General features: G+C 38.5%; 14 protein-coding genes and 1 pseudogene. 11 read left to right on the top strand and 4 right to left on the bottom strand.

Annotated features, from left to right (window positions below):
- Positions 1-6: 6 nt before the first annotated feature.
- Positions 7-645, bottom strand: a complete 639-nt coding sequence (locus tag HWV01_RS17350) for an alpha/beta family hydrolase (RefSeq protein ID WP_211672732.1) — start codon at positions 643-645, stop codon at positions 7-9.
- A 94-nt stretch (positions 646-739) separates the two neighbouring features.
- Here HWV01_RS17350 and HWV01_RS22520 point away from each other — a divergent pair, with 94 nt between their 5' ends.
- Together HWV01_RS22520 and HWV01_RS17340 are read left to right on the top strand one after the other, a co-directional pair.
- Positions 740-898 (top strand): DUF2237 family protein, encoded by a 159-nt coding sequence (locus HWV01_RS22520; protein ID WP_371816364.1) that lies wholly within the window; start codon positions 740-742, stop codon positions 896-898.
- A 97-nt stretch (positions 899-995) separates the two neighbouring features.
- Complete coding sequence (locus HWV01_RS17340) at positions 996-1313, top strand: helix-turn-helix transcriptional regulator (protein WP_211672731.1); 318 nt, start codon at positions 996-998, stop codon at positions 1311-1313.
- A gap of 77 nt (positions 1314-1390) precedes the next feature.
- On the opposite strand, the gene HWV01_RS17335 is transcribed toward HWV01_RS17340, so the two are convergent.
- Complete coding sequence (locus HWV01_RS17335; RefSeq protein ID WP_211672730.1) at positions 1391-1909, bottom strand: cytochrome b; 519 nt, start codon at positions 1907-1909, stop codon at positions 1391-1393.
- Between the two features lie 134 nt (positions 1910-2043).
- Positions 2044-3468 (bottom strand): lytic polysaccharide monooxygenase, encoded by a 1425-nt coding sequence (locus HWV01_RS17330; RefSeq protein ID WP_211672729.1) that lies wholly within the window; start codon positions 3466-3468, stop codon positions 2044-2046.
- A 412-nt stretch (positions 3469-3880) separates the two neighbouring features.
- Between HWV01_RS17330 and HWV01_RS17325 the strand changes: the two genes are divergently transcribed.
- The 6 genes and pseudogenes from HWV01_RS17325 to HWV01_RS17300 all read left to right on the top strand — a co-directional run bounded on the left by HWV01_RS17325 (position 3881) and on the right by HWV01_RS17300 (position 9332).
- The gene (locus HWV01_RS17325) at positions 3881-4762 is read left to right on the top strand and encodes a helix-turn-helix transcriptional regulator (protein WP_249185360.1); all 882 of its coding nucleotides are present in this window, start codon (positions 3881-3883) and stop codon (positions 4760-4762) included.
- Positions 4763-4772: 10 nt separating this feature from the next.
- Positions 4773-5975, top strand: a complete 1203-nt coding sequence (locus tag HWV01_RS17320) for an EAL domain-containing protein (RefSeq protein ID WP_211672727.1) — start codon at positions 4773-4775, stop codon at positions 5973-5975.
- Positions 5965-6258 carry a hypothetical protein gene (locus HWV01_RS17315; protein WP_211672726.1) on the top strand — a complete coding sequence of 98 codons (294 nt, stop codon included), beginning with the start codon at positions 5965-5967 and terminating at the stop codon, positions 6256-6258. Before HWV01_RS17320 ends, HWV01_RS17315 begins: the two co-directional genes overlap by 11 nt.
- Positions 6248-8152, top strand: a complete 1905-nt coding sequence (locus HWV01_RS17310) for an ATP-binding protein (RefSeq protein ID WP_211672725.1) — start codon at positions 6248-6250, stop codon at positions 8150-8152. The genes HWV01_RS17315 and HWV01_RS17310 overlap by 11 nt, the downstream gene beginning before the upstream one ends.
- A 105-nt stretch (positions 8153-8257) precedes the next feature.
- Positions 8258-8652: pseudogene (locus HWV01_RS17305) on the top strand (DUF3859 domain-containing protein).
- A gap of 44 nt (positions 8653-8696) precedes the next feature.
- Positions 8697-9332, top strand: a complete 636-nt coding sequence (locus HWV01_RS17300; protein WP_211672724.1) for a hypothetical protein — start codon at positions 8697-8699, stop codon at positions 9330-9332.
- Positions 9333-9358: 26 nt separating this feature from the next.
- On the opposite strand, the gene HWV01_RS17295 is transcribed toward HWV01_RS17300, so the two are convergent.
- Positions 9359-10030 carry an ureidoglycolate lyase gene (locus HWV01_RS17295; RefSeq protein ID WP_211672723.1) on the bottom strand — a complete coding sequence of 224 codons (672 nt, stop codon included), beginning with the start codon at positions 10028-10030 and terminating at the stop codon, positions 9359-9361.
- A gap of 191 nt (positions 10031-10221) precedes the next feature.
- Here HWV01_RS17295 and HWV01_RS17290 point away from each other — a divergent pair, with 191 nt between their 5' ends.
- From HWV01_RS17290 to HWV01_RS17280, 3 genes are all read left to right on the top strand, one after another.
- Positions 10222-11232 (top strand): putative 2-aminoethylphosphonate ABC transporter substrate-binding protein, encoded by a 1011-nt coding sequence (locus HWV01_RS17290; RefSeq protein WP_211672722.1) that lies wholly within the window; start codon positions 10222-10224, stop codon positions 11230-11232.
- A 113-nt stretch (positions 11233-11345) separates the two neighbouring features.
- Positions 11346-12467: a TauD/TfdA family dioxygenase gene (locus tag HWV01_RS17285; RefSeq protein WP_211672721.1), complete on the top strand. Its 1122-nt coding sequence runs from the start codon at positions 11346-11348 to the stop codon at positions 12465-12467.
- Positions 12464-13006, top strand: a complete 543-nt coding sequence (locus HWV01_RS17280; RefSeq protein WP_249185359.1) for an HD domain-containing protein — start codon at positions 12464-12466, stop codon at positions 13004-13006. Before HWV01_RS17285 ends, HWV01_RS17280 begins: the two co-directional genes overlap by 4 nt.
- Positions 13007-13071 lie beyond the last annotated feature (65 nt).

Here is a 13071-nt window from a genome sequence, read left to right as displayed (position 1 = left end):
AGATACCTATGCTAATACTTGTTTAATAAACATTGCCATATTATCTATGGTCTTTTGCAGGTGGGCTTGATGAGTAAAACCACTTTTAACTCTTGGTTTTAAATCATGATCGCCGTCTTCTAGCCATAACCATTCGATGTTATCTGGTAGGCCATAACTCGCTACTTCTTCTTTTGTGCCTAACTTGTCTCGCTCACCCTGAGCAATAAAAACCGCTTGTTTAATAAGTGGGAAATGTTCGGTACGTAGTGATTCTGGTTTATTCGCTGGATGGAAAGGAAAACCTAAACAGGCGATGCCTTTTACTTTTGAATTTACGGTCAACGCATCTGTCGTCGGATCGGATGCCACTAAACTTGCCATGCGTCCACCCATCGATTTACCCCCAATAACCATAGGTTGGTCAATGCTGGTAATAAGCTGTTGGTACTGGGCGATTAATTTAGGTGCACGTTCTGGTGGTCGGCGAGTACCGTTATCAACGCGTTGTTGCATATAAGGAAAGTTGAAACGAGCAACACGAATACCGTGTAAGGCTAATCCTTTGGCGATTGCTTCCATAAAGTCAGCTGTAGCAGGCGCGCCAGCACCGTGAGCGAATACAAATAGTGGGCCATCAACAGGGCCGTTATAAATGAGTTCCATGATCTTCCTATGCCGTGAGTAGTATCTATGCGCGTTAACGCATTAAAAGACCATTATACGGTATGCATTGAAGCCTCGGCCAAATTTTTAGAATATTCTCGTTAAAGGCAATGATTTATCAACCCCTGTACCTGACTCAGACTTTAAAGGCTTACGGGCGGGTGATCGTTGGTGTTTGTGTGCGGCACGTTGGTTACAGGCGTTAGAAGATAATATGGCGTTACTTAAACCCTATGCAATGGATTTGAGTTAGTGTATTAATTCGGCCCTTTGTTGGTCTAGCTTGGCAACCCCCATATGTTTCTGCTAATATCGAAATATATGTTGTTAGGGGTTAGGCGGAGATAAAAATGGATATTGATATTATTGCGAAAGCACTGAAAGAACTTGGGCATCCAACACGATTAAGTATTTTTAAAAGCGTTATCCGTGCGGGTTATCAGGGGATCGCCGTTGGGGGGTTACAAACGCAACTATCAATTCCAGGATCGACATTATCACATCACATCTCTAGTTTAGCGTCAGCTGGGTTACTCTCACAGCGTCGTGAAGGACGAATCTTGTACTGCGTGGCTGAATATGAAAAATTACAATCTGTGATTGGTTTTTTACAAGATGAGTGCTGTATTGATGAAGTGAAGAACAATGCTGCAGAATCTGAACAGTAATTATTTATCATTGATATTCGTTCCGTAACTTAATATGAATACGGAACGCTATCTCGCGTAGAACCTACCTCTATGACTTAAATCATTCTTTTTAAAATACGCCTGCCCATCATTTCATGCTTTATTAACGCGGCTAAGTGACACACGACTAATACCGCTAATAATCGGCAGGTGTACAAATGCATCGTTTCAAAAAAATGAATACTGCTTTGCTGTTGCAGTAGCTGCGGGATGGTAAATAATTGAAACACAGTCACATCATGATCCATCATCAATACACCACTTACTAGAACCAATGAAACCAGTACATACAGTAAGGTATGTCCGACGTGGGCGAGTTTGACTTCTAATGTCGACATCGCGGGGTGTGCTTGGGGCGTACCCTGTTTTATTCGGTGGTAAATACGCCAGCAGAATAGTGGAATAAATACCGTTGTTATCGACACGTTGAAAATTAAAATTTGGGATTTAATATGTGTTTCTAGCTCGAAAAAGGCGATATATAACCCCGATATACTTGCCCATAAGATAACGAGAGCTGAAATCCAATGAAGATATTTCGCGGTTATATCAAATTTCTGGGTGAGTTTACTCATCTGCTTTCCTTCTTTTGACACGAAAAAAAACAGCGCAAATATGATTTACGCTGTTTTTCAAGTTATCCTTTTTTGAAAGGATAATGTGTTAACGACTTGTGTATGAGGGCTTATTCACAAGGGTTAACCTGGTGCTATGCACACGGCCCGACTAATACCCAGCCTGAATACTGTGCATCTGGTGCTTTGCCGATATCTGTCCAACGTTCTGCACGGTAAACATGACCTTGGTAAGAGACTTCGTTACCTGGTTTGTATTGCTTGCTGATATCAATTGCTTGAATATCTTGGCAGTCGCCAGGGATGTCAGCATCAAGGAGTTTGAAGCTATTTGACACTTGTAGCGATAGATTGCTGTTATCGTTTGAGTTGGCTATTGAAACCAGTTTAAACGTGCCTGCAGTTGCATTCTTGAGTGATATTGTAAAGTGCTCAACAGTGTCATTAACATTCTTAGATTTTGATGCGATGGCTTTGTTATTTGCATCAAAGATAGTATTGGTGACATTTAAGTTACCGACAGCTTCAATGCTAAACGTGACATCAACAGTATTGTTGTCAATTATATATTCATCTTCTAGACCTAAAACGGTGATGCTGTCATCAACAGGTACGTCACCTTTAATAATATCAACTTCAACAGAGCTAAGGTTAGAGCCCGCTTTTAAGTAGATAGGGTTATTACCGTAAATAGGGGTAAATATATCGTTGTCACTTTTCGCACCCGCTTGCGCATCGGTTTGATTAGCATTAATTGCAGTGGCCAGGTTGTAAGACCACGTATTTTTTTTACCATTGGCAGTGGAGTTAATTTCAATGATGGTTTGAGTGGTGAATGAGCCTACCGATGAATCAAAGAAGCGGGCTTTTACTTTATCACCTACGGCTAAGTCTTCTTGTGGTGCAATTGTGGTGCTTTGCTCCCAAGCATCGGGTGGTGGTGGTGGGGTTACACCGTCTTCAAATTCCACATCGATAACGTTATAGAACGCATTCGCGGTATCGTCGATCGTCCAGACGGAAAGGATCACCTGATAGCCACTACGTTCTGGTACGTTACAGCTGTGTGCCTTGCCTAAATTTTTCAGTGGTTGTTGACCATCCATATCAATCACACAGAAAGGATTGGCTAAGTCAAAAGATGCGCGGGTTAGTGGTGCGTTTTGGTCCCAATCAGGTTTGGTGATGTAATAAACATAATTGGTGGTTTTATGATTAGCTGTGCTAAACCAGCGGAAGTCATTTAAGCCCGCTTGGATCTTAGTTTTATACCATTTATTTGATGATTGCAGATCAAGTACATCAAATGACCCGCCTTTTTGTGCTGATGCTATCTTACCGTCTACAGGACCTTTAGTTGGAAAGCCTTTTGGCGCTTCTAAGCTTTGTCTATCGTATGAAGCATTTACACAATCATTTTTAGCTCCATTGTCTGCATGACATAAATTAACGCGAGAAGGAAATGCACCTGCTACATACCCGTGTGCAATAGCGAATGTTGGTGCTAAAGCTGCGGATACTGCTAAGGCACTGAGTGACGTTAATATTATTCTTCTCATATGAGACTCCATGTTCATCAATTAAAAATGCGCAGGTATAGAGCATATGTGATGCCCGATTGTTGCGTGGTGTAGCATAACGAGCAGTTATATCTACCACCAGAGTAATATTTTATACATATGTATAAACATATGCCTAGTTGAGGTGTCAATATTTATGCATGCTACGCATGTAGGCATTTATTAAAATAAAATTAAAATTATTACTGTGGAATTAGTGCATACATGAGCATATATTTATAAATCTATTGTTTGGTGGCATTTTTATTTTTAACTTGGTGACGTTGAATAATGAAAGTAATTAGGTTTGTTATAACGGCATTCGATATAATTGGAAGTGAAGATGGTGTATAAAATATACTCTTATCAAAAAGCTGTAATAATGAGGGTATTCTCAAGTTTTTTAAGGAAAGTGCGCACAGAACATGACCTTTCCCAAGAGGGCTTACGTGCTTTATTAAATGAGAGAAGCCATTCCTTTGATAGCTTAGATACGATCTCAATCAGTCGTTGGGAACGTGGTATCAACACACCTTCTTTAACGAAACAGTCAGAAATAGCAGAGATATTTGATGATGATCTGTTTAATATCTACAGTTCAAATGCAGATTTTGTAGAAGAATGTTCATCTTTTATTCAACTTTCGTCTTGCGTCAAGAATGATAAAGTTACTCACCCTTATTATAAGAATGAGCAATACTATACTCAATCAATGCTACCTGAGCATGCTGATTTTGAGTCGATGTTAGAGCTTTGTTTGGTGTATGAGGGTAATCCCCGCTTATTTCCAACACGTCAAAACATTACGACTACAGAGTCGCTAAAACCACTCATTTTAGTATCTGCTTTTTGTAGTTTGAATCAATTAGTTGGACATTGCTTATTTTGCAAGGTAACCACGAAAGCATTATTTGAATTTATGAATAGCAGCATAGATATTCTGGAATTACTGAATATTGCGAAACAAGACCGGGCGAATGTATTAGTCGTACTCTCTTCTTTTGGTGTATCCCCACAAATTGATAATCATATGATGTCTGTCTACCTTAATCAGCTAGCGACAGATAAAGCGATTGAATATTTAAGTTTTAGTACTTGTGATAGTAAATTGAAACAAAAATTGATGCAGATGAAAATCCCCATGTTTAAAGTCAAACCAATTGAATACCAATCTAAAATCATTCAGAATTATTCGTTTATTATGAGTCGTTCTGAAGTCATGGCAAACCGAAATATGCTGATGCTTTCAGTTATACCAACACGAAAAATACAACCTACGAATGTCGGTATATAGCGGAGTAATTATGAATATTTTGATTGTCGATGACCAAAAATTTATCCGAGAAGCGATTAAAGCCGATCTTGTTGAGACTAGCGTCGAGCATGATCTTCAGATGTTTGAAGCTGAAGATGCAAATCAAGGTATTGAAACCATTGTTGCTACAGAAGGCAATATTGATTTACTGATCTTGGATTTAAAAATGGATAACAGCGATGGAATGGAAGTAATTAACTTCTTATCTGTACACGCATGTTATTCCGATATACCACTTGCAGTAATTAGTTCTTCGGATCAACGGACTCTTGAGTTAGTGAGTAGTATTGTGAGTAGTTTAAAATTGAACTTAATTGGCGTTTTTAAAAAACCGATTAACGTGGGTTTTATTTTAGCAGAAACGACACGCTTACAAAATTTGTATGGCAATGAAATAGACGTAAACGAATCCGTAAATACATCTGATTATGATATAAATAAACTACTTGAAGATGAACAAGTATTACTTTGTTTTCAACCCCAAATCAATATGAAAAGTAAACGTATCATAGGCTTTGAAGTGTTAGCTAGAATGCACGACGAAAATGGTTACATTTATCCAGATACGTTTTTACCCTTGATTGATAAGGCTGGGCTTAATGTCGAATTTTCGAAGATGATTATCGCCAAAGCATTCAAATTTTGGGAGAATGAAACGGGCGTTACTAACTATAGGTTATCGATTAATGTTACTGCTGAAGATTTGATTTGTGATAGCTTGATTGATTACATCATTAGTTATAAGAAAGCTCACACCCACATTAACTTAATATTAGAGCTTACCGAGTCACAGAAAGTGATTAATCAAGCCTGCGCATTAAATTCGATCGCGCGACTGATTATTAATGACATCGGTATTTCACTGGATGATTTTGGTAAGAGTTATTCGACCTATGAACGTTTAGATACTATTCCTTTTAATGAAATTAAAATTGATCGCTCTTTTGTGTGTGATATTGATACAAACAAACAGCATCTCCTTATTGTTGAGTCCACGATCGTCTTAGCTAAAAAAATGTCTGTGAGTGTTGTTGCTGAAGGTATTGAGACTGAAAGTGTACTTAATATTTTAGATGAGCTTGGTTGCGATATTGGACAAGGATATTTATATAGTCCGCCAATTGAAGGCCGCTATTTAAAAGCTTGGGTTAATCGTTACGTGCATAAGGATACTGCTATTAATGAACATTGATATTAGTGACAGTCTACGTCACTTTTTTTGGGGGTATAGTGAAGCAAGACGCTTGCCTTTATACCGAGCATTGGTCGAAGAGTTGGTTAATATTCACCAGCAAACGACCTTAGTTGACAATGATGATAAGCTTAATGCACTAAAGCATCAGCTTAAGGGAATATGCCGCTATCTATCTCTTGCTCTTGATGAACAGATAAATATGATGACTACTCTTGGGCAGTTACATTGTCTTGCTGACAACATTCACGGGCAAGTTACAGCGATTGAAGATGAATTATAAATTTAATATTTATATTTATATTTGTGTTTGTGTTTTATTTACTACGGTACTTGTGACTTCATTTGTCAGTTATAGTTTAGATGAATCTAAACATAACCATGATAAAAAAGTAGCAACGCTGATGGCATTTAGTCAAGAAAAGCATTTACAACATAAACTTATTATTAATGCGATTAAATCTTTTTTTAAATCATCTGTAAGGGTAAAAAAAAACGAGTTTTCTATTTTTACCCGAGAATTGTTGGGCACAAGAGAAGCGCTGATTTTTACCTTAACACCTGAGATGACACTAGGTTATATTTCGGATGAAAAATTTGCACCTCAATTGGAAAAATTAAAAACCATTTTAGATGAACATGGCAAGCTTAGAGGGACACTTGATAACTATGAGTTGATCGGTGTGAATATTAATGATCCTCATATGCCGTATTTATTTTATGCTACACCAATAAAGCGTCTGTTATTTAACATCAATAAATTGAACGATGCTTGTTTGCAATATTCTTCATCACAAGGATATGTTAAAAATCAAAGCTGTATGATGCAATCAACAAGTATGATATCTGGATTGTTTAGTCATAATACCAAACTGAAAATTAGTCTCCCAAAGTATGACTTTTATTATACGCTAAGTATCGGAACGAGGGCGTCATCGCCAATGATCATTGAGTTTGTTTGCGTAATATTATCCTTGATATTTATCTGTTCGCTTATTTTTGTGTTGTTGTATTTTAAATTAGAGAATAAGCGTTTATTTAAACGTATTACGAGAGAAAATAAACTAAATGTCGCGATGGTATCAAGTATTAATCATGAAATTCGAACGCCGATTAATGCGTTATTAGGTTATAGCCAGATGCTAAGGGATATGCCTCAAATCAGTGATGAACATAGTGTACTTATTGATAAGATGCAGTGGTCGGCTAATTTACTGTATTCAGTAGCAGAAAGCACCTTGAATTACAGCAAGTCAACTGCAGGGGCTCTGGTATTAAACAACGCTCCGGTCAATACCTTGCAATGCATAGGTAACATCCAAGATTATTATAACAAGTTGAGCATTCCTGCCGGTAAAACATTAGATTTTCATATCAGTGAGAAGTTACCAATGGTAATCAGTGTTGATAGTTCTAAACTATTTCAAGTTATCACCAATATGATTAATAACGCATTGAAATACAGTACGGGTAAGGCTGTACGCTGTCATATTGATGTTTGTCAACGTACAGGGTTTAACGAGGAGTCAATAATTAGAGGTCATTATGTACGTATTTTGATCCAAGACTCTGGGCTTGGCATGTCAACATTAACCAAAGAATTACTTATTAATCCTTTCACTGTAGATACTGAGTCGAAACTAAAACATGTCTCGAGTATTGGGTTAGGACTTTATACCTGTAACCAATTATTAGCTCAGGTTGGTGGCAAGTTAAGGCTGCACAGTGTTAAAAATGAAGGTACTAAAATCATGCTGCATTTTCCATGTCAGTTTGATTCATCAAGATTATCGCTGCGATTGAATCCGATACATTACCGTGATGTGCGTATTTTAATTATCGACGATAACCGCTTTAATCTGGAAGTATGTAATGCGATGCTGGCAGAAAAACAGTTTAATACTGTTTGCGCGAATAACTCTGAAATGGCGTTAACCCAATTTGTGAATGCAGAACCCGATGTTGTGATTGTTGATTATCAGTTAGATGAGATGAATGGCTTGGAATTGATTGCCAAAATGAAATGTATTCAAGTGAATGCGCAAACCCAATATTTTATCTTATCGGCTAATGATAAAAATGAGATAGTCGATAGTGAATTTCACTCCGATATTTATTTTATGCAAAAGCCGTTTAATACTGCGATATTTTTAAGTTGCTTGGGAAGAGATAATTAATTAGCTTTTGTGGGGTGGTGTTTTACATCTTTCCACAAGCGCTAGTCATCGGTATTATACGGTGTTATTGAACGCATTAATTTCTGATTATCCCTAGGTGAAGCAATGGCTAAATACAAACCCGTCACTAAAATGCAAACATATGGCATTCATTCTCAATGGCAGAGCAAATCAAAAGACTTACCGAGTATTCAGCAGTTCACTACAAATATTCCTGCCGAAATTGATATGAGTTTGGCTTTATCGTGAATATTAAAAAAGCCCGTGGTGCCAAGATCCGTTTTTGTATTGCTCACCCTGGTATTTTAGATGCTGAAGGCAATGTGCGTATGCCATTTACTGGGGAAGTTCATGTGACGAATAACGATTGGCAATTTTATTTAGGTGATACTGTGTGGCAGCCGATTGCTGATAAATGTGGTGACTGGCGGATGACGATTGAACTCGATAATAAAATTTTAGCCGATAAAACTTTTAATATATCGCTGGAACACTGTTAAAATTCAACCTTCATTATTATGTATAACCAACAAAGGCAGTAACTGTGGACGTTTTTATTTCCAAAAAAATTGATGACTCAGCGTTAAGATCTCATCCGTGGACGAATATGGTATCGGATGAGTCGAGTGTTTACATGGACTTTAAACGACAGCCTAAGTTGATCCGTAGTGCATTAGAAGATCTGCTGCCATTTAATACATGGGACTTTGTTGAACAGTTTTATAGCTTAATTGAGTGGGTAAATGGTTCAAGTTCGCTATTGGAAAGTAACGATTGTGTGTTTAATGCGGTAGAAGATAACCGGGACCCACAATATTCATATGCGAAAAAATGCAGCGCTCGGTTAATGATTTTGTTTCGAGATATTCCCGAAAACTGTCAGGAAAAAAGCATTAATTGGTTAATGAATAATATTCAATCAATGGCATCGTCGATGAAACCGAGCTTCAACACTGGCGCGATTGGTTTATCGCAATCACCAACATGTTATTTAGCACTCGGTGATAAACCAGATAGTGGTGGCATGGGTCATCAAGTGACGCTAAACTTTTTTGCTTACGGAAATAATGAACAGGATTGTTATGAGAGCATGAAAGACGTACTAAAGATTGCCCAACATGCTCTACTACGTGTGAATATGCGTATTAAAAACGGTGAAGTGGATGCGCTTTACCGTTAAATATTACGCTTAAAAGTTACGGCGTATTATGTTGGCAGCTGAGTTAAGTCAACACGTAATAAGCAGTTAAACTCCTTGCCAAAATCAACCGATACACGGGCGTGTACAGCGCCTTGTTTATCGGCAAATTCTTGTTCTCCTTCAATGGCAAATACGCCTTCATGCCAAATATCGGCATGTATATAGGCGCCGCGTTCACCACTGAAATAAAAACACACAAAATCTTGTGGTTTCACGTCATCGCCAGGCAGTGCTAGTGGCACTAAGAATGGCTGGTTAGATTTAGGATAAAACATCTGACCACCATCGGGATGATAGTTGGCGTGCCATAAGATCAGCTGGCTTGGTTTGTCATTATGCGTATCTACAGCTATTTCTGGGCGTTGGTTATAACCGATAATATAATGGCCATCGACGGCTTTATTACGACCAAATAAGTAATCACCTTTCCAGGTACTAATAAAGGTCCCTTCAGTCACCCCACCTTCATCACCTGTATCTTCATCGACTTTTCGCCAACCTTGGGCTGGCCAGCGCGTGATCTCGATGTCAAAAGACTCAGGGTTGTCGACAAAAAAACCATAACCTTTTAGGCTTTCTGCAGTGGCTTCAATAATAGGAATATCCAATAAAGTCAGATCTGACGCGATATCAGGGTTGAGATAATTTGGAACGGTGTTTGAAACAGTCGATGTCATGTTAGTGCTCTATTTTAGTTGAATACACCATTAAACTAGCATCTGATTATTTAGTTTTAATGACAAAATTTCATATTATCGAAATAATAACGGCATAAAACTGTCACATACCCAGTCTAGAATATGCGTCATAAATACTTATCTATTGTCTAGAAAGTTATCAATTAATTTATCAATAAAGGATGTTATTGATGCACATTTTTAAACAGTCAATACTCACTGCCGCCATCATTTTAGGTGCTTCTTCTCCAGCGTTTGCGAAAGAGGAACTGACCGTTTATACCTCTTTTGAAACGGACCTTTTAGCCTTATTCAAAAATACTTTTGAAGAGGCTCATCCCGATATCGATATTAAATGGGTACGAGATTCAACGGGGGTGATGACGGCGAAATTATTAGCCGAAGGTCAAAATGCGAAAGCGGATGTCGTGTGGGGACTGGCGGGTTCATCATTAGCATTACTTAAAGATAACGGGATTGTTAAACCTTATACCCCAGCTAATCTTGATGGTTTAAAAACGAGCATGGTTGACCCAGAAGAAAACAAAGCCTGGTTTGGTAATGACGCCTTCTTTAATACTGTTTGCTTTAATACCATTGTTGCTAAGCAACTTGGTTTACCAAAACCGAAAACCTGGGAAGACTTATTAGATCCTGTCTACAAAGGTCACATCGTGATGCCTAATCCAGGTTCATCGGGTACCGGTTATACCCAAGTAATAGCCTGGTTACAAGGGATGGGCGAGCAACAGGGTTGGCAGTATATGGAGCAGTTGGATAAAAATATTGCGCATTATACCCATTCGGGTTCTAAACCTTGTGTTCAGTCGGCAATGGGGGAAACTGTGATCGGTATATCTGCGGCGATTCGAGGTTCGAAGTTGAAATCTCAAGGCGCACCGATTGACTTAATTTTACCTAAGGGCATAGGCTGGGATACGGAGTCTGTTGGCCTAGTAAATGCTAATTCTGACGCGGCTAAGAAGCTGGTGGATTGGTCGTTATCACTGGATGCTAACAAAATGTACAACACGATTTATCCTGTAGTTGGTCATAAAGACGTGAATGGCGCTGTTGCAAACTATCCAAACGTAGAGGATGCAATCGTCGATATGGACTTTGGTAAAATGGCTAATGATCGTAGCGCGGTACTCACTAAGTGGTCTGATAAATTTAATAATAAATCAGAATCGAAAGGCTAATTTAACGCTATTTTTTATAGTTTCAATTCAACTCACTATTTTAGTTAAATCGGTGCAGTAAGAGATTATGATGATCTTATTGCATTGATATTTTTTGATAACAGGACTTGTCTATGTTTACACAACGCGCTTCTCACCTTATTTATAATAATCAGCCTTTTCATTATTTTTGGTTAAAAGATAATTGTCGTTGCAACGACTGTTTACATTCGTCTGGGCAACGCTTGCAAGAAATCCTTGATTTAGATTTAGCGATAAAACCCGAAGTGGTTACTATTGAAAATGATAATTTAGTGATCACTTGGCAAGATGGACATTGCAGTCATTACAGTCAAGACTTCTTAGACAGTATGCAGAGTTGTGAGAACAAGGGGGTTGACGTCGATCATCGGGTATTGTGGGATGGGCAGTTAGCCGCATCAGACATCACCTTTAGCTATCCAGACGTACTGAGTCGTAATACGATTAAACGTGACTGGTTACGTGCTGTTGATCAATTTGGCTTGGCATTTTTACAAGATGTCCCAAATACCGATAAACAGCTATTTGAGGTCGTAAAGCAGTTTGGCTTTGTGCGAGACACCAATTACGGCAGCCATTTCGAAGTTATCTCTGAAGAAAATCCGGTTAATTTAGCCTATACCCCAAAACCATTAAGCCTGCATACCGACAATGCTTATCGCCATCCAGTACCGACATTACAGTTATTACATTGCTTAGTGAGTGCTGAACAGGGCGGAATAACCGCGTTAACGGATGGCTTTTATGCGGCGCAATTATTACAGCAACGTTATCCACAGCAGTATGAGTTATTAACCTCGACGCCAGTGACTTATCGCTTTAAGAATGATGAGACGCATCTTGAACATACCGGTTATATTATTGAGTTAAACAATAGTGGTCAACTCGAGCGTATCCGTTTAAATAACCGCTCCATCCAAGCGATCAAATTACCGTTTGCTGAGATGGCTGCATTTTATGAAGCATATCAAAACTTCAGCCGGATCTTACACAGTGAAGAGTGTAAGTTCTCGTGTACTCTACAACCGGGCGAACTGATGATCTTTAATAATGAGCGTATTTTACATGGCCGAGAAGTAGCGGCCGAAGGGGCGCGTCATCTACAAGGCTGTTACGCCGACATTGATTCTTTAAAAAGTACCTTAGCGGTACTTGAGACTAAGTTAGAGACGACGTTAGAAATTAAATTAGAGTCTAACGTGGAGATTAAATGATGGATATTATTGCGTTTATTAAACAGCAGTTCGAAGAAAATGGTCACGTTGCTTATGGTGAGCATATTTCCATGGGTGAGCATATGCTGCAGTCAGCCTACTACGCCGAGCAAAAAAATAGTAGCGATGCGATCATTACGGCGGCGTTATTACATGATTTCGGTCATTTGATTTTAGAACTACCAGAAGATATTACCGAAAACGGTATTGATGGTTATCACGAAGATGTTGGGGCTAAATTCTTAGCGCCGTATTTTCCGAAAAAAATTATTGATGGTATTGCACTACATGTGCAAGCAAAGCGTTATATGTGCGCTGTAAAACCCAAATATCATGGTCAATTGAGCCAAGCATCGCAAGATACACTTGCCGTACAAGGCGGTCCTATGAATCTTAAAGAGATTGCTGACTTCGAACAAGAGCCATTTTATAAAGATGCATTACAAGTACGTTTATTTGATGACCTTGGTAAACATATTGAATTAGAACATCCTGATTTAACGCATTACTTACGTATTGCCGCGCAGTTTGTCGTGTAAATAATAAGTAAAGCCTTCGTTTTTTTATAAGATGATTTTAAAAATTCGAGGGTTTTGTATCTATG

It is taken from the genome of Moritella sp. 5, assembly GCF_018219455.1.
GTDB lineage: Bacteria > Pseudomonadota > Gammaproteobacteria > Enterobacterales > Moritellaceae > Moritella.
This window is presented reverse-complemented; position numbering and strand designations above follow the sequence as displayed.

Bases quoted from the DNA above. Each gene is read 5' to 3' on its own strand.
- HWV01_RS17350 (WP_211672732.1), bottom strand. From the start codon at position 645: ATGGAACTCATTTATAACGGCCCTGTTGATGGCCCACTATTTGTATTC.
- HWV01_RS17340 (WP_211672731.1), top strand. From the start codon at position 996: ATGGATATTGATATTATTGCGAAAGCACTGAAAGAACTTGGGCATCCA.
- HWV01_RS17335 (WP_211672730.1), bottom strand. From the start codon at position 1,909: ATGAGTAAACTCACCCAGAAATTTGATATAACCGCGAAATATCTTCAT.
- HWV01_RS17330 (WP_211672729.1), bottom strand. From the start codon at position 3,468: ATGAGAAGAATAATATTAACGTCACTCAGTGCCTTAGCAGTATCCGCA.
- HWV01_RS17320 (WP_211672727.1), top strand. From the start codon at position 4,773: ATGAATATTTTGATTGTCGATGACCAAAAATTTATCCGAGAAGCGATT.
- HWV01_RS17315 (WP_211672726.1), top strand. From the start codon at position 5,965: ATGAACATTGATATTAGTGACAGTCTACGTCACTTTTTTTGGGGGTAT.
- HWV01_RS17310 (WP_211672725.1), top strand. From the start codon at position 6,248: ATGAATTATAAATTTAATATTTATATTTATATTTGTGTTTGTGTTTTA.
- HWV01_RS17295 (WP_211672723.1), bottom strand. From the start codon at position 10,030: ATGACATCGACTGTTTCAAACACCGTTCCAAATTATCTCAACCCTGAT.
- HWV01_RS17290 (WP_211672722.1), top strand. From the start codon at position 10,222: ATGCACATTTTTAAACAGTCAATACTCACTGCCGCCATCATTTTAGGT.
- HWV01_RS17285 (WP_211672721.1), top strand. From the start codon at position 11,346: ATGTTTACACAACGCGCTTCTCACCTTATTTATAATAATCAGCCTTTT.
- HWV01_RS17280 (WP_249185359.1), top strand. From the start codon at position 12,464: ATGATGGATATTATTGCGTTTATTAAACAGCAGTTCGAAGAAAATGGT.